This window comes from Candidatus Pantoea communis, from assembly GCF_011752685.1.
In the GTDB taxonomy this organism is placed as follows: Bacteria; Pseudomonadota; Gammaproteobacteria; order Enterobacterales; family Enterobacteriaceae; genus Pantoea; species Pantoea communis.
The window spans coordinates 772,972-795,707 of the sequence record NZ_VWXC01000001.1 but is presented as its reverse complement, the minus strand read 5'-3'; the positions used below and the strand labels follow the sequence as shown (position 1 = coordinate 795,707).

Below are 22,736 nucleotides of genomic sequence, written 5' to 3'. Positions count from 1 at the left end.
GAGAATCGTAACGAGAGACGATATCAAGGGCCTGACTGAGCTGCATAAAAAAATCCGGAAACGAAGCGTTTCCGGATTCTTACACAGCCACTGGATCGTTCAACTGATCCTTAACTGATCGGCATTAGGCCATTAAGGCCCATTTCTCGTTCTGCTGACTTATTTAAAGTACAGCGACAATCGCTTCACAGAGCGCAGACATATTGTCTGGCGTCATCCCAGCCACGTTCACGCGACCAGAGTTAACGGCATACACGCCGAACTCGTCACGCAGGCGCACAACCTGATCTTTGGTCAGGCCGCTAAACGAAAACATGCCATTCTGCTTAATGATAAAGCTGAAGTCCTGTTTCGCGCCTTTCTCTGCCAGGGTATTCACGAACAGCTGACGCATGCGCTGGATACGCTGACGCATGTCTGTCAGCTCCTGCACCCAGATGGTACGCAACGCGTCGTTACCGAGGATGGTGGCGACCACAGCGGCACCGTGTGACGGTGGGTTAGAGTAGTTAGCACGGATGCTGTATTTCACCTGGCTAAAGGCGGTTTTCGCGACATCGCTGTTGGCGGCAACCAGCGTCAGTGCACCGACACGCTCGTTGTACAGGCCAAAGTTCTTGGAGTAAGAGCTGGCAACAATCAGCTCCTGATGAGACGCGGCGAAAATACGCAGACCTTCTGCATCCTCATCCAGGCCACGTGCAAAGCCCTGGTAAGCGAAGTCGAACAGTGGCAGCCAGCCTTTTTCCTGCGATAGCTTCGCCAGCTGTTGCCATTGGTCCGCGGAAGGATCGACGCCAGTCGGGTTGTGGCAGCAGCCGTGGAAAAGAACCACGTCGCCGGCTTTGGCTTCCTGCAACGAAGCGACCATGCCTGCGAAATCGAGGCTATGGTTGGCCGCGTCGTAGTACTGGTAATCACAGACTTCCAGACCCGCCGCGTTGAATACATTTTTGTGGTTCGGCCAGCTAGGGTTGCTCACCCACACGCGTTTCACATTGGTCTGTGTCGCAAGGAAATCCGCAGCGACGCGCAATGCACCGGTGCCGCCTGGAGTTTGTGCTGTGCACGCGCGGCCCGCTGAAATCAGCGCGCTCTCTTTGCCGAACAGCAATTCCTGAGTGCAGCGAGCAAAGTCGGCCAGACCATCAATGCTCAGATAATTTTTGGTGGTTTCATTTTCCAGCAGATACTGCTCAGCTTTTTTAACACTGGTTAGTACCGGTGTTTTACCGGTTTCATCTTTATAGACACCAATGCCAAGGTTGATTTTATTCGGGCGGTCGTCGGCGCGAAACAGGTCAGCCAGTCCCAGAATAGGATCGGCGGGTGCGGCAGAGATCGATTCAAACATGAGTCAGTTCCGTTTGGGTGAACTTTAGCGAAATGAGCTATCAGGTTAGCGTCAGATGATACGCTTGCCAACCGCTGACATAAAAAAGAAATAAGCCGCGTGTATAAAGTAGTGGCGCTAATTGAGAAGCTGATCACTGAAAAGCAAAACGGAGCCCGAAGGCTCCGCTTTTAAACAGTATTCGTCTCTAATCGAAGATTAGAACTGGTACTGCAGACCAACACCTACAGTGTCATCAGTAGTGATGCCAGCTGCGCGGGTGAAGTCGTTTTCGTCCATCAGGTTGATTTGATAATCAACATAGGTAGACATGTTTTTGTTGAAGTAGTAGTACGCACCAACAGAAACGTATTTGTAGATATCCTGGTCACCCCAAGTTTCGATGTCCTTGCCTTTAGACTGGACATATGCAACGGATGGGCGCAGACCGAAATCGAACTGGTACTGAGCAACAACTTCGAATTTCTGTTCTTTGTTGATCGCGCCGCTGAGTTCATTAACGGTATCAGCGTCAGTCGTGATCCAGGTTGAGTTACGGGTTTCACCGTACATTGCAGCCAGATACAGGTTGTTAGCGTCGTATTTCAGAGCAGTTGACCATGCGTCAGCTTTCTTGCTGCCGTTGCCGTAGAAAGAACCTTGCTGACCGTTAGTACGATCTGAAGAGGTGTAAGCTGCTGAAACACCAACACCGATATCAGAGGTATAAGTTAAAGAAGTACCCCAGCCGTCGCCGTTTGCTTTAGATGCAGAGCGACCGTTGGCAGACTCTTCGTTTTTACCTTGGTACTGAACAGCAAAGGCCAGTCCGTCAACCAGACCGAAGAAGTTGTTGTTACGGTAGGTAGCCAGACCATTTGAACGGCCAACCATGAAGTTATCTGAGTAGCCAGAGTCACCACCAAACACTGGCAGAACATCGGTCCAAGACAGTGGGTCATAACCAACACCGTAGTTACGGCCGTAGTCGAATGAACCGAATTCACCGAATTTCAGACCAGCGAAGCCAAGACGAGTTTTGTTACCGTCAGTACCCTGAGCTTCAGAGTTGTTAGCTTGTACGTTGTATTCCCACTGGCCGTATCCGGTCAGTTGGTCATTAATTTGGGTTTCACCCTTGAAGCCGAAACGAACGTAAGTCTCATCACCATCTGAGCCAGCGTTGTCGGAAAACTGATGACGCGCATCAACTTTACCGTACAGATCCAGTTTGTTGCCGTCTTTGTTATAAATTTCTGCTGCGTTTGCTGCGCCTGCAGCTAACAGAGCAGGGATAACCACTGCAAGAATGTTGCGCTTCATCATTTTTTATTACCCTCATTGGAGTTATTTGGACATCTGCCACTGCCGTCAAGAAACCTTTACGGGAACCTTGAAAGAAGTTTGATGTCTCCTGTGTCTGCACGCATCTTTCCATCACAGGGTTGCTATTTCTAGCCCGAAAATGATTCAAATCTCGCAATTACGTATCAAAAAGAAATTTTGTATTACAATTTGTAAAATATCGGGAACTTTGTGAGAGAACTCTAAATTTACAAAAATAAAAAAAGGCCGGCTATGCCGACCTCGTTATATATATGAATTACTTATATTTAATCGCGAATTTTAGAAATTAGCGTTACGTGGAGTACGAGGGAAGGGGATAACATCCCTTACATTTTGTACGCCGGTGACATAGGCGATTAATCGTTCGAAACCTAATCCGAAACCAGCATGTGGCACGGTGCCGTAACGGCGCAGGTCACGATACCACCAGTAATCTTCTTTATTCAGACCCATTTCTGCCAGACGCGCATCCAGTACATCCAGACGCTCTTCACGCTGTGAACCACCGATGATTTCACCAATGCCCGGCGCCAGAACATCCATTGCCGCCACGGTCTTACCATCTTCGTTCATACGCATATAGAACGCTTTGATATCTTTTGGATAGTTCTTCACCACCACCGGCGCTTTGAAGTGCTTCTCGGCCAGGTAACGTTCATGTTCGGAGGAGAGATCCACGCCCCAGGACACTGGGTTTTCGAATGTCTGGCCGCTTTTTAGCAGAATGTCGACCGCATCGGTGTAGTCTACCTGCGCGAAATCGGTAGTGACAAAACGTTCTAAGCGAGCAATCGCATCTTTGTCTACGCGTTCAGCGAAGAACGCCATATCGTCAGCACGCTCTTCAAGCACCGCCTTGAACACATACTTCAGCATGGCCTCAGCCAGTGCAGCAGCGTCGTCAAGGTTAGCGAAAGCGACTTCCGGCTCCAGCATCCAGAATTCCGCTAAGTGACGGCTGGTGTTGGAGTTTTCTGCGCGGAAGGTCGGGCCAAAGGTATAGACTTTTGACAATGCACAGGCATAAGTCTCGGCATTCAACTGGCCAGAAACGGTCAGGAAGGCTTCTTTACCAAAGAAATCTTTGTCGTAGTCAACTTTGCCCTGCGGATCGCGCGGCAGGTTTTCCATGTCCAGCGTAGAGACGCGGAACATCTCGCCCGCACCTTCTGTATCCGATGCGGTGATCAGCGGGGTAGAAACCCAGAAATAGCCATTTTCGTGGAAGAAGCGATGCAGCGCCTGCGCCAGAGTATGACGTGTACGCGCTACGGCACCGACCAGATTGGTGCGCGGACGCAAGTGTGCGACTTCACGCAGGTATTCGATACTGTGGCGTTTTGCCGCCATTGGATAGGTATCCGGATCGTCTACCCAGCCGGTGACTTCTACGTTGGTCGCTTGCAGTTCAAAGGCCTGGCCTTCGCCCGGTGATTCCACCACTTTACCAGTGACAATCACTGAACAGCCCGTGGTCAGACGCAGCACTTCATCCTGATAATTATTCAGAGAATTATTGACGACGGCCTGAACGGGATTAAAGCAGGAACCGTCATAAACGGCGATAAAGGAAAGACCGGCTTTGGAATCTCTTCGGGTACGCACCCAACCACGTACGGTGACTTCACTGTCGACCGCGACACGGCCGTGCAGTACATCCGCTACAGGCACTACGCTCATAAATATCTCTCTATATATAGAAGTGGATAAAAGCCCCATTTCGGGGTTTTGCTATGTTACTTGCGAGCCATCAGGAAACAAGCAATTTTGCAGGGGAAAAAGGGAGATTTGTTGTGAAAGAGCAGGGTGCGGGCACCCTGCATCCATGATTAGCTGGCTCTTTTCACCAGAGGGAGGTCGAATGCTTTACGCAGGGCGCGCACGAAGGCTTTATCCTGGCAGATGGTTTTACCCGGGCTGTCAGAGAGTTTCGCCACCGGTTTGCCATTACAGCTCACCAGTTTAATCACGATGTTCAGTGGTGTGACGCCAGTAATATCGCAGGTCAGGCGCGTACCAATGCCAAATACCACGTTGGCGCGTTGACCAAAGTGACGATATAACGCCAGCGCTTTATCCAGATTGAGGTTATCTGAGAACACCAACGTTTTACTCTTCGGATCGATATCCAGACGCTGATAGTGTGCAATGGCTTTTTCACCCCACTCCACGGGATCTCCCGAGTCATGGCGCAAACCCTGATAGCGATGAGCAAAGCCCGGGCCGAAATCACGCAGGAAGGCATCCATGGTGATGCAGTCTGTCAACGCGATACCGAGTTGGTCATCATACTCATCCAGCCAGGATTGCAGCGCCGCGCGTTGGCTATTCGCCAGCACCGGGCTGATCTGTTGATGTGCCTGGAACCACTCGTGGGCCTGAGTGCCCACCGGATTGAGCTGTAAGCGCCGGGCGAGATCGTAATTGCTGGTGCCCACTAACCACGGGAACTCCGCTTTTAACGTACTGACAATCGCTTCCTGAACCGCTTTGGAGTAGCGGCGACGGGTACCAAAATCCATCAGCTGGAAGCGAGACATATCGAGATCGCCCACCTGCTGACGGAAATCGACCAGCTTCTGCTGTAACTGAGTGACCGCTTGTTCCACACCGATCTCCGGTGTGCGATGGCGATGCACCACTTCACTGATCAGCGCCAGCAGCGGCACTTCCCAAAGAATAACTTCGCGCCATGGCCCGCTGATCTGAATAGACAGACGGCCATTCTCATTGCGCACCCTGACCTGAGAGGGATCAAAGCGGAATTGGCGCAGCCAGTTGAGGTAATCGGATTCAAAGAAAGGTAAGCCGCTGAGATAGTGATATTCGTTGTCGCTCAGGGCAAGAGAAGGCAGCGTATCGAGTTGCGCGCGAATTTCATCGGCATACTGGCCGAGCAATTCATCGCCGCGACAACGAAATTCTGCCGTTACCGGGACATCGTAGTAACGATGATAAACGGCCTGCTGCATATGAAGCTTATACGCATCGGTATCAAGCAGCGTGGTCAAAATCGGGGAAGCATGTCCAGTCATGGTGCGTTTCAGCATCCTCTTCCGCGGAGCAGAGCCCGGTGTCAACAAAGTCATAAAGACGCAGGAGTATAAAACAGTAATGAACGCGATCACACCATAATTGCGGGTGGCAGGTCGAGGGTCATTTGTGCCATTGTTAATGAATTGTAGCCTTTTCAGCAAAGGCACGCATTGTGCGTGGCAACGAAGGCACAACCCGCTTAGACTTTGACGGGTCAACATATTAACGATGCGAGAAGGACTTATGACGCAACAGCCGCAAATCAAATATCGCCACGACTACCGTGCGCCGGATTACACCATCACCGATATCGACCTGACGTTTGACCTCGATGCCACCAGCACGCGCGTGACGGCGGTGAGCCAGGTGAAGCGTCTCGGTGCTGCGGATGCCGAACTGCGTCTGGATGGCGAAGACCTCACGCTGGTGTCGCTGGCGGTGGATGGCCATCCCTGGTCACACTATCGTGAAGAAGAGGGCGCGCTGGTCATCAGCCAACTGCCCGACAACTTTACCCTGACCCTCATTAATGACATCCATCCAGACAAAAACACCGCGCTGGAAGGGCTCTACAAGTCGGGTGATGCACTCTGTACCCAGTGTGAAGCGGAAGGTTTCCGCCATATTACCTGGTATCTGGATCGCCCGGACGTGCTGGCGCGCTTTACCACCACCATCATTGCCGATGCGGCAAAATATCCGTTCCTGCTCTCCAACGGCAATAAGTTAGAGAGCGGTCGTCATGAAGATGGTCGCCACTGGGTGAAGTGGCAGGATCCGTTCCCGAAACCGTGCTATCTGTTTGCGCTGGTGGCGGGCGATTTCGACGTGCTGCGCGACAGCTTTACCACGCGTTCCGGCCGTGATGTGGCGCTGGAGATCTTCGTCGATCGTGGCAATCTCGATCGTGCCGACTGGGCAATGACCTCTTTGAAAGCCAGTATGAAGTGGGATGAAGAACGCTTTAACCTCGAATACGATCTCGACATCTTTATGATCGTTGCGGTGGATTTCTTCAACATGGGCGCGATGGAGAACAAAGGCCTCAACGTCTTCAACTCCAAATATGTGCTGGCGAAAGCTGAAACCGCCACGGATAAAGATTATCTCGGTATTGAGGCGGTGATTGGTCACGAATACTTCCATAACTGGACCGGTAACCGCGTCACCTGCCGCGACTGGTTCCAGCTCAGCCTGAAAGAGGGCTTAACCGTGTTCCGCGACCAGGAGTTCAGCTCAGATCTCGGTTCGCGTGCGGTTAACCGCATCGACAACGTACGCGTGATGCGCGGCGCACAGTTTGCCGAAGATGCCAGCCCAATGGCGCACCCAATCCGCCCGGATCAGGTCATTGAGATGAACAACTTTTATACCCTGACCGTATATGAGAAGGGCTCTGAAGTGATTCGCATGCTGCATACCCTGCTCGGCGAAGCCAATTTCCAGAAAGGCATGCAGCTCTATTTTGAGCGTCACGATGGTAGTGCGGCCACCTGCGACGATTTTGTGCAGGCGATGGAAGATGCCTCCAATGTTGATCTGTCACAGTTCCGTCGCTGGTATAGCCAGGCCGGTACGCCGGTGCTGACGGTGCGTGACGACTACAATCCTGAACTGGAGCAGTACACGCTGCACGTGACACAACACACGCCACCGACGGCTGAACAGAAAGAGAAGTTGCCGCTGCATATCCCGCTGGATATCGAACTGTACGACAACGAAGGCAAGGTGATTCCGCTGCAGCATAACGGGCATCCGGTGCATCATGTGCTGAATGTCACCGAGGAGTTCCAGACCTTTATTTTCGATAACGTGCACTTCCAGCCGGTGCCTTCGCTGCTGCGTGAATTCTCGGCGCCCGTGAAGCTCGATTATAAATGGAGCGATGCGCAGCTGACGTTCCTGATGCGTCACGCCCGCAATGATTTCTCGCGCTGGGATGCGGCGCAAAGTTTGCTGGCGACTTATATTCGTCTGAATGTCGCGCGCCATCAGCAGGGACAACCGCTGTCGCTGCCGTTGCACGTGGCGGATGCCTTCCGCGCGGTGTTGCTGGAAGAGCAGGGCGATCCGGCGTTAACCGCGTTGATTTTGTCACTGCCTGGCGAGAATGAAATCGCCGAGCTGTTTGACGTGATCGATCCGCTGGCGATTTCTGCGGTGCGTGCGGCGCTGGTGCATGCGCTGGCAACCGAACTGAGCGATGAATTGTATGCCGTGTATCTGGCTAACCAGAGCCAGGAATACAAGGTGGAGCATGCAGAGATTGGCAAGCGCGCACTGAAAAATGTCTGCCTGAGCTATTTGGCGTTCGCCGATGCAGAGCAGGCGGATAAGTTAGTGCAGGCGCAGTATCAGCAGGCGACCAATATGACGGATGCACTGGCCGCGCTATCAGCAGCAGTGGCAGCGCAGTTGCCGTGTCGTGAAGCCTTGCTGGCCGCCTATGACGAGCGCTGGCATCAGGATGGCCTGGTGATGGACAAATGGTTTGTGCTGCAAGCCACCAGCCCGGCGGACAACGTGCTGAGCAAGGTGCGTGAACTGCTCAATCACCGTTCTTTCACCATGGGTAACCCGAACCGCATTCGTTCACTGATTGGGGCTTTTGCGGCCGGCAACCCAGCAGCGTTCCACGCCAAAGACGGCAGTGGCTATCAGTTCCTGGTAGAGATGCTGACCGACCTCAACACACGTAATCCGCAAGTTGCTGCGCGCATGATTGAGCCGCTGATTCGCTTGAAGCGTTACGATGCCGGTCGTCAGGCGCTGATGCGTCAGGCGCTGGAAACCCTGAAAGGTCTGGATAAGCTGTCGGGCGATCTGTACGAGAAGATCACCAAAGCGTTGAATGCCTGATAAGGTAAAAGCCGCATCACGATGATGCGGCTTTTTTTGCTGAACTCGCTGCCACTTTCTCTGGTTGCCCGGAGTGACAGTGGCAATATCCCGCTCGACTTCGACTTCGACTTCGACTTCGACTTCGACTTCGACTTCGACTTCGACTAACGCTGCTGGGCGAATTTCAGCGGCTGATCTGCCGGACTGCGCTTCATCACACGATCCAGCACTTCTGCTTCCAGTTCCGCCAGTCGCGCCGATCCACGTCGACGTGGTCGCGCGAGGTCCACGGTTAAATCCAGCCCAATCTGTCCCTCTTCGATCAGCAATACGCGATCGGCCATCGCCACGGCTTCACTGACATCATGGGTGACCAGCAACACCGTGAAGTTATGTTGTTGCCATAGCGATTCAATCAATCCCTGCATCTCAATACGCGTCAGTGCATCCAGCGCTCCGAGGGGTTCATCCAGCAGCAATAAACCGGGTCGATGAATCAACGCGCGAGCCAGCGCCACGCGCTGTTTTTGCCCACCCGATAGTGCCGCTGGCCACTCGTTAGCGCGATCGGCTAAACCCACCGCCTCCAGAGCTTCCAGTGCGGCAGCCCGCCATTCACGCCCCTTTAAACCCAGGCCCACATTATCGATAACTTTTTTCCACGGCAGCAGACGTGCATCCTGGAACATGAGACGCGTGTCTTCGCGTGCTTGCGCTAACGGCGCAGTGCCTGCCAGCAGCTCGCCACGCGAGGTAGATTCCAGTCCTGCCAGCAGGCGCAGCAGGGTACTTTTTCCGCATCCGCTGCGGCCCACCACGGCAACAAACTGCCCGGCAGGGATATGCAGATTGATATTGTTGAGGATGGTGCGGTCGCCATACTGCTTACTGACGCCGTTAACGCCAACGGGGGTGCCGCTGTTCAGACGCGACGGGCTCAAAGTTGCGTTGCTCATGCGTTCTCCTTCAATTGATAAGCCGGATGCCAGCGCAGCCATACGCGCTCCAGCAGTTGAGCGGCGACATCGGCCAGTTTGCCGAGCAGCGCATAGAGAATGATGGCGACCACCACCACATCGGTTTGCAGAAACTCACGTGCATTCATCGCCAGATAGCCAATGCCAGAGTTGGCCGAGATAGTTTCAGCCACAATCAGCGTCAGCCACATCAGGCCGAGGGCAAAGCGTACGCCGACCATGATCGAAGGCAGCGCACCTGGCAGAATCACCTGAATAAACAGACTCCAGCCAGAAAGACCATAACTGCGCGCCATCTCCACCAGACCACGATCGATATTACGGATACCGTGATAAGTGTTGAGGTAAATCGGGAATAAGGTGCCGAGTGCCACCAGGAAAATCTTGGCTGACTCATCAATGCCGAACCACAGAATCACCAGCGGGATCAGTGCCAGGTGCGGCACATTGCGCAGCATCTGCACTGAGGTATCCAGCAAACGCTCGCCCACGCGTGAGGTGCCGGTGATCAAGCCAAGCGCCAAACCGATCGAGCCGCCAATGGCAAAGCCGATCGCCGCACGCCAGCCACTGATGGCGAGGTTTTGCCACAGTTCGCCACTCACCGTCAGCTTCCAGAACGTAATAATGATGTTTTCCGGTGATGGCAGAATACGTGTTGAGAGCCAGCCCACCTGAGAGGCGAGTTGCCACACCGCAACCAGCAGCACCGGTAAAGCCCAGGGCAGCAAGGCATTACTCAGCTGTTTTTGAAATTTTGCCATCCTGAACTCCTTAGCTCTGAGACACTTTCTGCGGGGTGAAATCATTGGCTACCGCTTCACCGTGCGCTTGCACCACACGAGGTTTCGGCACTTCTGGGATGGCCAAATCAAGGTGTGGGAACAGTAGCTCACCGACACGATAGGCTTCTTCAAGATGCGGATAGCCTGAGAGAATAAAGGTCTCGATGCCGAGGTCGCTGTACTCCTGCATACGCGCCGCCACGGTTGGACCATCTCCCACCAGTGCCGTACCGGCACCGCCGCGTACCAAACCCACGCCTGCCCACAGATTTGGGCTGATCTCCAGCTTGTCACGACGGCCACCGTGCAGCGCGGCCATGCGTTGCTGTCCAACGGAATCGGTACGGGCAAAGGCCGCCTGCGCTTTGGCAATAGTGGCATCGTCAAGATGAGCAATCAGGCGATCCGCTGCCTGCCAGGCTTCTTCATTGGTTTCACGCACGATGACGTGCAGACGAATGCCAAAGCGCACTTTACGGCCCTGTGCCGCCGCTTTGGCACGCACTTGATCAATTTTCTCTTTGACTAATGCCGGAGGCTCGCCCCAGGTGAGATAAACATCGACCTGCTCAGCGGCGAGATCCTGCGCGGCATCGGATGAACCGCCAAACCACAGCGGTGGACGTGGCTGTTGTACCGGTTTAAACATCAGGCGTGCACCGCGCACTTTGACGTGTTTACCCTCGTAATCCACGGTTTCACCTTCTGAAACGCGACGCCATACGCGGGTGAACTCCGCTGATTCTTCATAACGCTCCCGATGATCGAGGAACACGCCGTCCCCCGCGAGCTCTTCAGGATCGCCGCCTGTGACCAGGTTAAACAGCGCGCGCCCGTTGGACAGACGATCCAGCGTCGCGGCCTGGCGCGCTGCCTGGGTCGGTGAAATCACGCCCGGACGCAGCGCCACCAGAAAGCGCAAACGTTGCGTCACCGGAATCAGTGACGCGGCCACCAGCCAGGCATCTTCACAGGAGCGGCCGGTGGGGATCAGCACGCCGCCAAAGCCAAGGCGATCGGCGGCCTGAGCAATCTGCTGCAGATAACCGTGATCGACGGGACGCGAACCTTCGGCGGTGCCAAGATAGTGCCCATCACCGTGGGTGGGGAGAAACCAAAAAACGGATATGCTCATGATTCAATTCCTTATGGCTGGGCGGACTGTGGATGCCAGATGCGGTCAGTGATGTTCACTTTTACCGGCATCAAATGATTGGCATAAAACAGATCGGCCGTTTGCTGTTGGGCCTGCGCAGTATGTGCGCTGACCGGCGTAATCGCGGTGGGGGGACGATGGTCGAGATAGCTGGCAATCACCGGCTTGGGTAAGCCCATCGCTTGTGCCAGAAGATCGATGCTTTGATCGCGTTGGCTGTGGGTGAGCGCGTCAGCATCGCTAAAGGTTTGCAGCACTTGCTGGACAAATGGACCATTGGCTTCGGCATATTTTCGGGTGGCTAAATAGAAAGACCCAGTCTGATTGAGCTTGCTGCCATCAGCCAGTACGCGCACGTTGCCTTGCAGTAAGGCGGCAGAGTAGTAGGGATCCCAAATAGCCCAGGCATCGACATCGCCCTGCTGGAAAGCGGCTCGCGCATCGGCAGGGGTCAGATAAGTGGGCTGGATATCTTTAAAGCTCAGGCCAGCCTGTTCCAGCGCACGCAACAATAAGTTGTGTGAACTGGAGCCCTTCTGAAAGGCCACTTTATGACCTTTCAAATCGGCAACACGCTTAATCGGGCTGTCTTTGGGCACCAGAATCACCTCAGCCTGAGGTTTCGGTGGTTCGGAACCGACATACAGCAGGTCCGCGCCTGCTGCCTGGGCAAACAGTGGCGGGATATCGCCGGTGCTGCCCAAATCAATGCTATCGACATTCAGCGCTTCCAGCATTTGCGGGCCCGCGGGGAATTCAATCCATTTGATCTGGGTATGGGGAAAACGCTGTTCCAGCATCTGGTGAGATTTTGCTAACACCATGCTCACCGATCCTTTTTGATAACCCACACGCAATTGCGCCGGGGCATCAGCGGCAACGACGTTGGCACTCAGGGCAAATAGCGCAGCAAAGGCTGGCAGCAGTAAATTCGTAAACATCCTTTTCATGATTCTTCCTTTATACCGCTTGAGCGTAAGGTTGATGGCGACGATGCAGTGCATGCCAGAATGTATCCAGCGCGTCGTCGATGCGTTTGGCCAACTGTGGATCCAGCTCTGGCTGGCGGTCGTAATTCACTATTTGCGTATCGGTGGCAAACACCCCATGCAGCACTTCCTGAGCTTTCAGCGCATTCAATACCGGCTTGAGCGCGTAATCCACGGCCAGTAAATGGGATGCACTACCTCCGCTGGCCAATGGCAACACCACTTTGTGTTCCAGAGCGCGTTCTGGCAGTAAATCAAGCAGGGTTTTCAGCGCACCCGAAAATGAAGCTTTATAAATAGGAGTGGCAACAATCAGTCCGTCTGCCAGCGCCAGGTCGGCTTTCAACGCATTAAGGGCTGGGGAGTCAAAGCGCGCATAGAGCAGATCGTCCGGCTGAAAGTTGTGAATATTCCAGGGAATGACTTCAACACCGCGTGCTTCCAACGCGTGCTGGCACAGGCTGAGCATTGCAGTAGAGCGCGATGGGAAGCGAGGGCTGCCCGCCAGCGTAATAACTCGCATGGTCACTCCTTATAACTTAAAGTTATTGATTATCTGATATTGAGAACTGATGTGTTCAATACTGGCAGAGCGAGGAGATGGGCTTAAATGATTTATCTGGCAATCAAAAGGCGGAAAATGCAAAAGGGTTCATCTGACTAAATAGAAGTGGCAGTGTTGGCGCTAACGAATTGCGAATAGTCCTAAAAGGGCACCTTACTACCATTGGGAATGATTACTAACAATGAATGAAACGACAACTCATCATTGCATGAGCAAGTTTATTTTCTGTGCGGATATCTGTAACGACAGTTACGTTTCGAAAAACTCGGACTGATGGACAAGCGAAAATAATGAAGTGAACTCGCACAGTTACAAAAGTAAAAAAAGTGAGATAAATCAATTGAGCGCCAAGGTCTGTTTACTCTTCATTAAACTTATCAGACGTTGCGGGAGGGGTTTATCTATCTGTTTAAATTTTATAGATAAGTATTCCCTGACATCTATTCGCACATAAAATGTGTAACTTTCCCTCATCAGATGCGACAAAAGTTAAAGGCATTAATGTGACGCATGCATTATTCCATAAAGAAGTTAGCAGGGGTGATGTATTGCTAATGGTTCAAGCCGCTTAATTATTTTTTGGCCCTGTGAAATAAAAATTCTATCTGCTTAACTGATCCCGAAATAACAATCTGGCCGTTTACATTGCGTTTAACTCCTTAGCGCAATGCTTTTACACAGGCACCTCTTGCCAGTGGCATTTCATTTCTTTCAACCGTTTTCGGGAAAGGTTTATGTCTAAAATCCTGTTATCTATTATCATTCCTACCTATAACGTAGAGAATTATATTGTCGAATGTGTTGACGCATTGCTTAAGCAAATTGATTCGCCCAATGAGATTATTATTGTTAATGATGGCTCTACCGATGGCACGCTGGCGTTGGTCGAGCGGCATTACGCGCATTTGCCGCAGGTGAAAATCATCACCACGACAAATGGCGGCGCTGGACAGGCGCGTGATACAGGAATAGCGGCAGCCCAAGGGGAGTTCCTGTTTTTCTGCGATCCCGATGATATTGTTGCAGATGGCTTGGTGGCTGAACTGCAGCAGGTGTATCAGGCGCACCCCGAGACCGAACTGTTTTGCTTCAATTCGCAGATGTTTGAGGAGCACCAACGCCAGGTTACACGTCCTAAAGTGCGGCATGAGTTGTTCGGGAAACAGCCGTCCTCACAGGTGTTCTCGCGCCTGCTGCGCAACGGTAGTTACACGTCTGCTGCATGGAATTATGCAGTGAAAAAAAGTCTGGTGCAGCAGCATGGTTTGCGCTTTCGTGACCGGGTTCATGAAGATCACCAGTTCACCCTTTCGGCTTACGTTCTCTCAAATCATGCGTGGGTTAGTCAGAAAGTGTATTACCACCAACGCGTGCGCAACGGGTCACTGACTAACAGCCGTAAGAGTCAGGAGTACTTCCAGCAACGGTACAATGCCTTTATGCAGGCCTACAGCACCTTGAAAATGGCTTTAAAGGACTCGCCATTAAAAAAGGAAATTGAGAAAGCCTATTTAATGCACTCTTTCCGCTTGATGATTTATCTCTCGTTGTACAATGGTACAGCCGTGCCGGAATATGTGATTAATGCCATTCGATTTTTAGGTGGGCAATTTGAGCCAGCCAATATCAAAGAGTGGTTGCTTATTCAGCGCCCGCATATGTTTATCCTGTTGCAGAATTTTAAAGTCGGAAGAGAGTTAAAACGAGCAGCATGATTCCTTTTTATTCCACTGCGGTGAAATAATTCTGTGGCAACAGTAGCAAGCGAAATGTAATAATTCGCTTCAGCTGCGATAAAAATGTTACCGATGATGAGCCATTCATGAAATTGTCATCCTTTCTTTTGCCGTATGCGAGAAGGGCAGGAGGCTTATTTATTCCTGTGTGGAATTCATTCATCGGTCTTCCCTGATGTGGGAAAAAACGCATTTTAGCACCAGTGCTGAAATTAAGAATAAGTCCGGTAGGCAGTTATGCTGTTCTGTGTCAGGCTCTATTTTTAGCGAATTTTCCCAGACGCCTCGATACTTATGTCAATTAAACGAAACGCCATCGCCAACTATGTTGGTCAGATTTACCTGACACTGTCAGGTATTCTGGTAGTACCGCTTTATATTCATCATTTGGGGATGGAAGCGTATGGTTTAGTCGGATTCTTTTCGATTCTGTTAACCTGGCTGCAATTACTGGATGCCGGTGTATCCACCACTTTGATGCGTGAAGCGGCCCGCTATCGCGCTAATCAAGCTGAGTTTATCTGGTTCCCCTCGTTATTTGCTGCGCTGTCGAAATTCTTCCTGATTTCAACTGTGGTGCTGGTGGTCATCGGTTGGGTGGCAACGCCGTGGATTGCCCATCACTGGCTGGACGCCCAGCATTTGCCGTCCTCGGATGTGGTTATCGCAGTAGCAATTATGGTGATTACCGCTGCCATTCGCTGGCGGACCAGCCCTTATCGCAGCGTTATCGTCGGCTTTGAACATCAGGTTTGGCTGAATGGCGTCAATCTGGTGATCGTCACACTGCGCACCTTTGGCGCCGTTCTGGTTATCCAGCTGTTCTCTAATCCAGTGTTGAGTTTCTTTATCTGGCAACTGTTGGTCTCAATTGCCGAAGCGGTGTGCCTGATTTACAAATGCTTCCAACTGGTGCCGGCCTCGGCGCGCAGGCAGAAGCATGAAAATCTTAAAGAAGTATTGAAGCCATTTATTCGCTTTGCCCTTAGCGCGGCTTACGCCAGTGCAGTCTGGACCTTTATTTCCCAGATTGACCGTCTGGTGCTGTCAAAAACATTGCCGCTGAGTGAATACGGCTCCTTTACCGTGGTGGCCACGGCCGCAACTGGCATTATTTTGTTGAGCAGCCCGATTATGCAGGCCATCGTGCCGCGCATGACCGGGATGAAAACCAAAAAAGAGGGTGATGACCAGTCGCTCGTGCTGTATCGCTATACCACCCAAGCGGTGGCGATCTTCATGGCCCCGCTCAGTATTACGATTGCCTGTTTCTCCGCGCCGCTGCTGTGGGCATGGACACAGAACCAGCAGGTGGTGAATGAGATGTCATTTGTGCTCAGTTTGTATGCGCTGGGTAGCGGGGTGCAGGCCATCTGCGGTTTGCTTTATCATCTGCAATACATCAACGGCAACCTTAAGCTCCACGTTAAAGGTTTCTCCTGTTTCGCCATTGTGCTGGTGCCACTCAACATCTTTGCCGCTCTCCATTTCGGTGCCCGCGGCACGGGCTGGCTGTGGTTAGGGCAAAATGTCTTCTATCTCTTTGGTTGGGCGTGGTTGGTGCATCGCCGTTTCGCGCCAGGCATCCATTTTACGTGGTTGACACGTGACGTGATGTTGGTGTGGGTGGTGGCTGGCGTGATGGCATGGCTCTGCTCGCTGTTGCCGATCAGTTGGGATCAAAATCGCTGGCTTAATCTGCTGTGGCTTGGATTGTTTGGCATGGTGAATTTGGGCGTGTGTTGTCTGCTACACAGTCTGGTGATTAAACGTCTGCATCTGCCGTTCAATAAGGGCTTTAATGTTGAGGAGAGAGAATGAGCGATCAGCGTACGAAAACGACCATCACGGTGATCATTCCAAACTGGAACTGTGCCCCCTGGCTGGAAGAAGCCATTGATTCGCTGGTGGGGCAATCTTCGCCGCCCGACCAGATTATTGTGATTGATGACGGATCTACCGATAACAGCGTGGAGCTACTCCAGCAGCTGGCGAAACGCTATCCGCAAATGACATTGTTACAATCTCAGCGCGGTGGCGTAAGTGCTGCGCGTACGCGCGGACTGGAGATCGCCACGGGGGACTTCATCTACTTTATGGATGCAGATGATTTCGTCGGTAAAACGCTGTTTGCTGATTTTCAACGGGCCAAAACGCAGCATCCAGAAATGGAATTATTCTGCTTTGGCGCCAAAATGTTTACTGATTTGCCGCTCGCCCAGCGTCAGTATCAACCGTTTCATCAGCGGAAGATGCAGGGGGCTTTCCCGGGGGGCAGCACAACGCTGCGCCACATGATAACTCATCAGTCAGCGCACCGCGTGTTATGGAGTAGCATCGTTTCTCGCCATCTGATCGAACGCGTAGGCGTGACGTTTTTGCCGATTCAAAACCATGAAGACGCTCCTTTCATGTTCGCGCTCTACATGCAGGCACAGGAAGTGGTGTTCTCTCACGAAAGCTATTACTACAAGCGATTTATGGTGACCTCGCTCTCACAACGAAAAGCGACGTTTTCATGGGTGGAAAACTATTTTATTGCGCGAGGTAACAGCGAGAGCTTTATGCAGGCGTGGGGATTGGCTGCGGATGAGTGGTTACTCGATCGTTATTACGAACCCGTGATGTACGGTTGTTTGATCGAGATGCGTAAAAATGACATTGATGTCCCGCAGGAGTGGCATGTCACCATTGACCAACTGATACGCAAAGTGACGGGCGAAAGTAAACGCATGAAACTGCAGTGGTACTATCCCACGCTCTATAACGGCCTGAAGGCGAGTCGCAGCCTGCTGGCGCGTTATACCGGTAAGCGCTGATTTCGATCAACTCCGCATCACCTGATTAAATTTACTTTTGCGCCAGAGGCCTTTACCATTCTGGCGCACAAATTTCCGTGCACCCGACTTCTTCGCTTCCGCCATTCAGGAGAGTGCATGTTATATCCTATCGTCCGGCCGGCGCTGTTTAAGCTCGATCCAGAGCGTGCGCACGAACTCACCTTTCAACAATTACGTTTTATCAGCGGAACGCCGCTGGAAGGACTGATTCGCCAGTCGCTGCCGTCACGCCCGGTGACCTGCATGGGATTGACTTTCCCTAACGCGCTGGGGCTTGCTGCAGGCCTCGATAAAAACGCAGAGTGCATTGATGCCTTTGGTGCGATGGGTTTCGGCTTCGTGGAAGTCGGGACGGTGACGCCACGTCCACAGCCTGGCAATGATAAGCCGCGCATGTTCCGTCTGGTGGAAGCGGAAGGGATTATTAATCGCATGGGCTTTAATAATCACGGCGTCGATCACTTAGTCGAGAACGTTAAAAAAGCGCGTTTCAAAGGTGTCCTCGGTATCAATATTGGCAAAAATAAAGATACGCCAGTGGAGCAAGGCAAAGACGATTATCTGATCTGCATGGAAAAGGTGTATGCCCATGCCGGTTATATCGCCATCAATATTTCATCGCCAAACACACCTGGATTACGCACGCTGCAATATGGCGAAGCGCTGGACGATCTGCTTTCGGCGATCAAATTAAAACAAAAAGAGCTGCAGGAACGGCACCTTAAATATGTGCCGGTGGCGGTGAAGATCGCGCCGGATCTTTCTGAAGAAGAATTGATCCAGGTTGCCGACAGTTTGGTGTGCCATGAAATTGACGGTGTCATTGCCACGAATACCACGCTCGATCGTGCTTTAGTTGCTGGACTTAAATATGCCGATGAGATGGGTGGATTAAGTGGCCGTCCGGTACAGTCACGCAGCACTGAAGTGATTCGCCGCTTGTCGCAAGAGCTGCAAGGTCGCTTACCTATTATTGGCGTCGGTGGTATTGATTCACTGGTTTCCGCTCGTGAAAAAATGGCCGCAGGGGCCACATTGGTGCAGATATACTCTGGCTTTATTTATAAAGGCCCAGGTTTAATTAAAGATATCGTGACCCATCTCTAAGACATTTCCCACTTTCCCGCGCCGGGGGGTTTATTTATCCCTTCGGCTCGTTTATATTTTGTCCTGCTGATGTTTTTTTCAGCTTTTCCTTAGAGCTTTATTTTTTCATTGAGCGCCATTTTGCGCAGCGATTAACCACAGGGCACATCATGAAAATCAAACCTGATGATAACTGGCGTTGGTATTTTGACGCAGAACACGATCGTATGATGCTGGATTTGGCCGATGGCATGCTATTTCGTTCGCGCTTCTCGCGTAAAATGCTGACACCGGATGCCTTTAATGTCAGTGGTTTTTGTGTCGATGACGCTGCCCTGTATTTTACGTTTGAAGAGCGTTGCCGACAGAGTGGATTAAAAGGCGATCAGCGCGCTGAATTAGTCTTAAACGCATTAGTGGCGAGTCGTTTTTTAAAACCGCTCATGCCAAAAAGCTGGCATTTCACCAGCCATACCCAGAGTTGGCAACCCGCATCAGGCGATATGGTAGCCGTGACGCTGGCCGATAGCGGCGAACAGGCGCAATTGCTGGTGGTCGAGAGTGGCGAAAATGCGGCGTTGTGTCTGCTGGCGCAAAATACATTATCGGTAGCCGGTAAAGGTATGCAGTTAGGCGATGCCATTAAGATCATGAACGATCGTTTGCGGCCGCATCAGCAGGAACAAAACGCCCACTTTGCGCGGGCGGTTTAAGCGTTTAAGCCAGAACAATATCGCCTGCTGGAATACAGCTACAACTGAGAATCGTTCCGTCTGCGCGCACTGCGCTCTGTTTCAGCGCTTTCACTTCGCCTGATACCAGCGTCACCTTGCAGCTACCACATATCCCGGCACGACACGAGTAGGGAATGCGAAAGCCCTGCATCTCCAGTTGTTCCAGCAGCACTTGCTGGTTGTCGCCGGTAAATTCACTGCCCTGATAGCCAATGATCACTTCTGCCTGTTGGCTGGCAGCCGGTTTGAGGGTTTCCACCACCGCGCCCGCTCCGTAAGCTCGCGGTGTCTGACGAGCCAAAACCGTGAGCTCATCGCCGACGCGGATCACGCCGCTGTTGCGGGCGATCAGATTCAGACCGAAATCGATATCTCCGCTGCCGTCCTGACCGCTGCGGAAACGTTGTAACGTGGCCAGGGGTTCACCTTCGGGATGTTTGCGCCCGCTTTCGGTACCCACGGTGGTGAATACACAGCGGCTGCAGGGTTTGGGCATATCAAAAACAATCTCGCCGATTTTAACCTGTTTCCAGCTATCTTCATCCCAAGCTGGCGCGCCGCTGACCACCAGGTTGGGGCGGAATTGCTCAACGCGTACGCTGGCCGGGCAGCGCTGCTGCAGATCCTGCAGTGACGACATATTCACCAGCAGGAAGGGAAAACCATCCGCGAAACTCAGCGATACCTCATCAAATTTTTTCACCCGTCGCGTGGGAGTAACACCGGTCCAGCGCAATTGCACCGGACGCGGAAAGAATTCACTCAGCCAATTATTGATTTCAGCGGGCGCAATATGCGAGGTGAAATGATTCCCCCAAACTTCAGTGGGTGACAATTGTGCCGTGAAATCGCTGAAGCGAATTAAGGCCTGGCTGCCATCCGGGGCATTTAAAAATAAGCCATCGGGTAACAGCGCAGGAGTAAAACGCACCATGTCCGGATACTGTCGCGCAGTAATAAAAGTGCCGTCCAGTTCGGTCACCATGAAGATGCGATCAAACGCCAGACCACTCTCCAGCACCTGTGCATGAGACAGTTGCAAACCGCGCATCGATTTGACCGGATGAATATAGAGGCGAGAAAGCGTAATCATCGAAACTCCAACAGGACAAAAAGAAGCTAACTTTATGACATAGGACGCTGATTCGCTATAATGCGCAACAATTTTAGCAAGAGTAAAAAGTGACGATATGAATTCTCTGTTTGCCAGTACGGCGCGTGGGCTCGAAGAGCTGTTAAAAACTGAGCTGGACGCGCTGGGTGCGCAGGATTTGCAGGTGGTGCAGGGCGGCGTCCACTTCCGTGCCGATGACCGTGTGATGTACCAAAGCCTGCTGTGGAGCCGACTGGCTTCGCGTATTTTGCTGCCGCTGGGAGAATTTGGCGTCTGGAGCGATCTCGATCTGTATGTGGGCGCGCAGAGCATTCCCTGGACCGAGATGTTCGACAGCAGCACCAGCTTTGCAATTCACTTTAGCGGTACCAATGAGGTGATCCGTAACAGCCAGTTCGGTGCATTACGTATCAAAGATGCGATTGTTGACAGCTTTACGCGTCAGAATCTGGAGCGTCCAAGCGTGGATCGTGAACAGCCAGGCATCCGTATTAATGCGTGGCTGAATAAAGATCGCGTGAGCATCGCACTGGATCTGAGCGGCGATGCGCTGCATCAGCGTGGCTATCGTCAGCAAACCGGTCAGGCACCGCTGAAAGAGACGCTGGCGGCCGCGATTGTGATGCGTTCTGGTTGGCAGAGCACCACGCCATTGATCGATCCGATGTGCGGTTCTGGTACTTTACTGCTGGAAGCGGCGCTGATCGCTACCGATCGCGCGCCGGGCTTGCTGCGTACTCATTGGGGTTTCAATCGCTGGAAAAACCATAATCAGGCAGTCTGGCAAGAAGTACTGGCTGAGGCGAAAGAGCGTGCCCGTGTGGGGACGGCGGCCACAACCGCGCGCTTCTTCGGTTACGACAATGACAGCCGCGTGCTGGAATCCGCGCGAGCCAATGCGCGTCGTGCTGGCGTATTCGAGCTGTTCACTTTTGCCCAGCAGGATATGATTAAGCTGAAGAACCCGCTGGCGGGCCAGGAGATCACCGGCACCGTGCTGAGCAACCCGCCTTACGGCGAACGTCTGGAAAGCGAACCCGCGTTGATTGCGTTGCACAGCCTGCTGGGACGCATTATGAAACAGCAGTTCGGCGGCTGGAATCTGTCTCTGTTTAGTGCGTCACCGGAATTGCTGAGCTGTTTGCAGCTGCGCGCCGATCGCCAGTTCAAAGCCAAAAACGGCCCACTGGAATGTGTGCAGAAAAACTATCAGCTGGCCGCAACCAGCGGTGAAGGGAGCGCGCAAATTGCCGAAGACTTTGCCAACCGTCTGCGTAAGAACATCAAGAAGCTGGAAAAGTGGGCGAAGCAATCCAACATTGAATGCTATCGCTTGTATGATGCCGACTTGCCGGAATACAACGTCGCGGTAGACCGCTACGGCGACTGGGTGGTGATTCAGGAATATGCACCACCGAAAACCGTGGATGCCAATAAAGCACGTCAGCGTCTGTTTGATGTGATCAGCGCCACCCTGAGCGTGCTGGAGATCCCGGCCAATCGCCTGGTGATGAAAACTCGCGAGCGCCAGAAAGGCAAAAACCAGTATCAAAAACTGGGCGAGAAGGGCGAGTTCTTCGAAGTGCAGGAGTTTGACGCGCGCCTGCTGGTGAATCTGACCGATTATCTCGACACCGGTTTGTTCCTGGATCACCGTCTGGCCCGCCAAATGCTGGGCAAAATGAGCGCGGGTAAAGACTTCCTTAACCTGTTTGCCTACACCGGCACCGCCAGCGTGCACGCCGGATTAGGCGGCGCGAAAACCACTACCACCGTGGATATGTCTCGCACTTATCTGGAGTGGGCCGAGCGCAACCTGCGTCTTAACGGTCTGACCGGACGTCAGCATCGACTGATGCACGCCGATTGTCTGAGCTGGCTGCGTGACAGTGACGAACAATTTGATTTGATCTTCATCGATCCGCCGACTTTCTCGAATTCCAAACGAATGGAAGACGATTTTGACGTGCAGCGTGACCACATGATGCTGATGCAGAATCTGAAACGTCTGCTGCGTCGCGGTGGCACCATTATGTTCTCGAATAACAAGCGCGGTTTCAAAATGGACCTGGACGGTTTAGCCGCTCTGGGCTTACAGGCGCAGGAAATTACCCAAAAAACGTTGTCGCAAGATTTCGCACGCAACCGTCAAATTCACAACTGCTGGCTGGTTAGCCACGCCGGTAAGGAATAAGTT

General features: G+C 52.4%; 18 protein-coding genes. 8 read left to right on the top strand and 10 right to left on the bottom strand.

All coding sequences use genetic code 11. The features are described 5' to 3' along the window. Nucleotides 1-163: 163 nt before the first annotated feature. The 4 genes from F3J37_RS04095 to pncB all read right to left on the bottom strand — a co-directional run bounded on the left by F3J37_RS04095 (nucleotide 164) and on the right by pncB (nucleotide 5,715). The gene (locus F3J37_RS04095; RefSeq protein WP_034820516.1) at nucleotides 164-1,354 is read right to left on the bottom strand and encodes an amino acid aminotransferase; all 1,191 of its coding nucleotides are present in this window, start codon (nucleotides 1,352-1,354) and stop codon (nucleotides 164-166) included. Nucleotides 1,355-1,552: 198 nt separating this feature from the next. Further along, nucleotides 1,553-2,659 (bottom strand): porin OmpC, encoded by a 1,107-nt coding sequence (gene ompC, locus F3J37_RS04090; RefSeq protein WP_304623221.1) that lies wholly within the window; start codon nucleotides 2,657-2,659, stop codon nucleotides 1,553-1,555. A gap of 300 nt (nucleotides 2,660-2,959) precedes the next feature. Then, nucleotides 2,960-4,360, bottom strand: a complete 1,401-nt coding sequence (gene asnS / locus F3J37_RS04085) for an asparagine--tRNA ligase (protein WP_034820510.1) — start codon at nucleotides 4,358-4,360, stop codon at nucleotides 2,960-2,962. A 149-nt stretch (nucleotides 4,361-4,509) separates the two neighbouring features. Further along, on the bottom strand, nucleotides 4,510-5,715 hold the full coding sequence (pncB, locus tag F3J37_RS04080; RefSeq protein ID WP_166932039.1) for a nicotinate phosphoribosyltransferase: 1,206 nt from the start codon (nucleotides 5,713-5,715) through the stop codon (nucleotides 4,510-4,512). A 244-nt stretch (nucleotides 5,716-5,959) separates the two neighbouring features. Here pncB and pepN point away from each other — a divergent pair, with 244 nt between their 5' ends. Next, nucleotides 5,960-8,575 (top strand): aminopeptidase N, encoded by a 2,616-nt coding sequence (gene pepN, locus F3J37_RS04075; RefSeq protein ID WP_166931988.1) that lies wholly within the window; start codon nucleotides 5,960-5,962, stop codon nucleotides 8,573-8,575. A 21-nt stretch (nucleotides 8,576-8,596) separates the two neighbouring features. After that, a complete protein-coding gene (locus F3J37_RS28350; protein ID WP_255464739.1) occupies nucleotides 8,597-8,725 on the top strand; it encodes a hypothetical protein in 129 nt (42 codons plus the stop codon). Here the strand turns inward: F3J37_RS28350 and ssuB are convergent. From ssuB to ssuE, 5 genes are read right to left on the bottom strand one after another with little or no spacing between them, the layout of a single operon-like run. Further along, nucleotides 8,722-9,513 (bottom strand): aliphatic sulfonates ABC transporter ATP-binding protein, encoded by a 792-nt coding sequence (ssuB, locus tag F3J37_RS04070; RefSeq protein WP_058959672.1) that lies wholly within the window; start codon nucleotides 9,511-9,513, stop codon nucleotides 8,722-8,724. The two genes, F3J37_RS28350 and ssuB, sit on opposite strands and share 4 nt — an antisense overlap. Next, complete coding sequence (gene ssuC, locus F3J37_RS04065; protein WP_166931986.1) at nucleotides 9,510-10,298, bottom strand: aliphatic sulfonate ABC transporter permease SsuC; 789 nt, start codon at nucleotides 10,296-10,298, stop codon at nucleotides 9,510-9,512. The genes ssuB and ssuC overlap by 4 nt, the downstream gene beginning before the upstream one ends. 10 nt (nucleotides 10,299-10,308) lie before the next feature. After that, complete coding sequence (ssuD, locus tag F3J37_RS04060) at nucleotides 10,309-11,454, bottom strand: FMNH2-dependent alkanesulfonate monooxygenase (protein ID WP_034820486.1); 1,146 nt, start codon at nucleotides 11,452-11,454, stop codon at nucleotides 10,309-10,311. An 11-nt stretch (nucleotides 11,455-11,465) separates the two neighbouring features. Then, the gene (locus tag F3J37_RS04055; RefSeq protein ID WP_166931984.1) at nucleotides 11,466-12,425 is read right to left on the bottom strand and encodes a sulfonate ABC transporter substrate-binding protein; all 960 of its coding nucleotides are present in this window, start codon (nucleotides 12,423-12,425) and stop codon (nucleotides 11,466-11,468) included. Nucleotides 12,426-12,435: 10 nt separating this feature from the next. Beyond that, nucleotides 12,436-12,987, bottom strand: a complete 552-nt coding sequence (gene ssuE / locus F3J37_RS04050) for an NADPH-dependent FMN reductase (protein WP_166931982.1) — start codon at nucleotides 12,985-12,987, stop codon at nucleotides 12,436-12,438. A 776-nt stretch (nucleotides 12,988-13,763) separates the two neighbouring features. Between ssuE and F3J37_RS04045 the strand changes: the two genes are divergently transcribed. The 5 genes from F3J37_RS04045 (at nucleotide 13,764) to F3J37_RS04025 (ending at nucleotide 19,404) form a co-directional block, all read left to right on the top strand. Beyond that, on the top strand, nucleotides 13,764-14,744 hold the full coding sequence (locus F3J37_RS04045) for a glycosyltransferase family 2 protein (protein ID WP_166931980.1): 981 nt from the start codon (nucleotides 13,764-13,766) through the stop codon (nucleotides 14,742-14,744). Nucleotides 14,745-15,059: 315 nt separating this feature from the next. Beyond that, nucleotides 15,060-16,586: a lipopolysaccharide biosynthesis protein gene (locus tag F3J37_RS04040; RefSeq protein WP_166931978.1), complete on the top strand. Its 1,527-nt coding sequence runs from the start codon at nucleotides 15,060-15,062 to the stop codon at nucleotides 16,584-16,586. Then, a complete protein-coding gene (locus tag F3J37_RS04035; RefSeq protein ID WP_166931976.1) occupies nucleotides 16,583-17,584 on the top strand; it encodes a glycosyltransferase family 2 protein in 1,002 nt (333 codons plus the stop codon). Before F3J37_RS04040 ends, F3J37_RS04035 begins: the two co-directional genes overlap by 4 nt. 117 nt (nucleotides 17,585-17,701) lie before the next feature. After that, nucleotides 17,702-18,712: a quinone-dependent dihydroorotate dehydrogenase gene (gene pyrD, locus F3J37_RS04030; protein ID WP_166931974.1), complete on the top strand. Its 1,011-nt coding sequence runs from the start codon at nucleotides 17,702-17,704 to the stop codon at nucleotides 18,710-18,712. Nucleotides 18,713-18,861: 149 nt separating this feature from the next. Further along, nucleotides 18,862-19,404: a cell division protein ZapC gene (locus F3J37_RS04025; RefSeq protein ID WP_034820471.1), complete on the top strand. Its 543-nt coding sequence runs from the start codon at nucleotides 18,862-18,864 to the stop codon at nucleotides 19,402-19,404. Between the two features lie 4 nt (nucleotides 19,405-19,408). Here the strand turns inward: F3J37_RS04025 and F3J37_RS04020 are convergent, their stop codons facing one another. After that, complete coding sequence (locus F3J37_RS04020) at nucleotides 19,409-20,518, bottom strand: YcbX family protein (RefSeq protein ID WP_166931972.1); 1,110 nt, start codon at nucleotides 20,516-20,518, stop codon at nucleotides 19,409-19,411. A 97-nt stretch (nucleotides 20,519-20,615) separates the two neighbouring features. On the opposite strand from F3J37_RS04020, the gene rlmKL reads away from it, so the two are divergent. After that, nucleotides 20,616-22,733 (top strand): bifunctional 23S rRNA (guanine(2069)-N(7))-methyltransferase RlmK/23S rRNA (guanine(2445)-N(2))-methyltransferase RlmL, encoded by a 2,118-nt coding sequence (gene rlmKL / locus F3J37_RS04015; protein WP_166931970.1) that lies wholly within the window; start codon nucleotides 20,616-20,618, stop codon nucleotides 22,731-22,733. The last annotated feature ends 3 nt before the right edge of the window (nucleotides 22,734-22,736 follow it).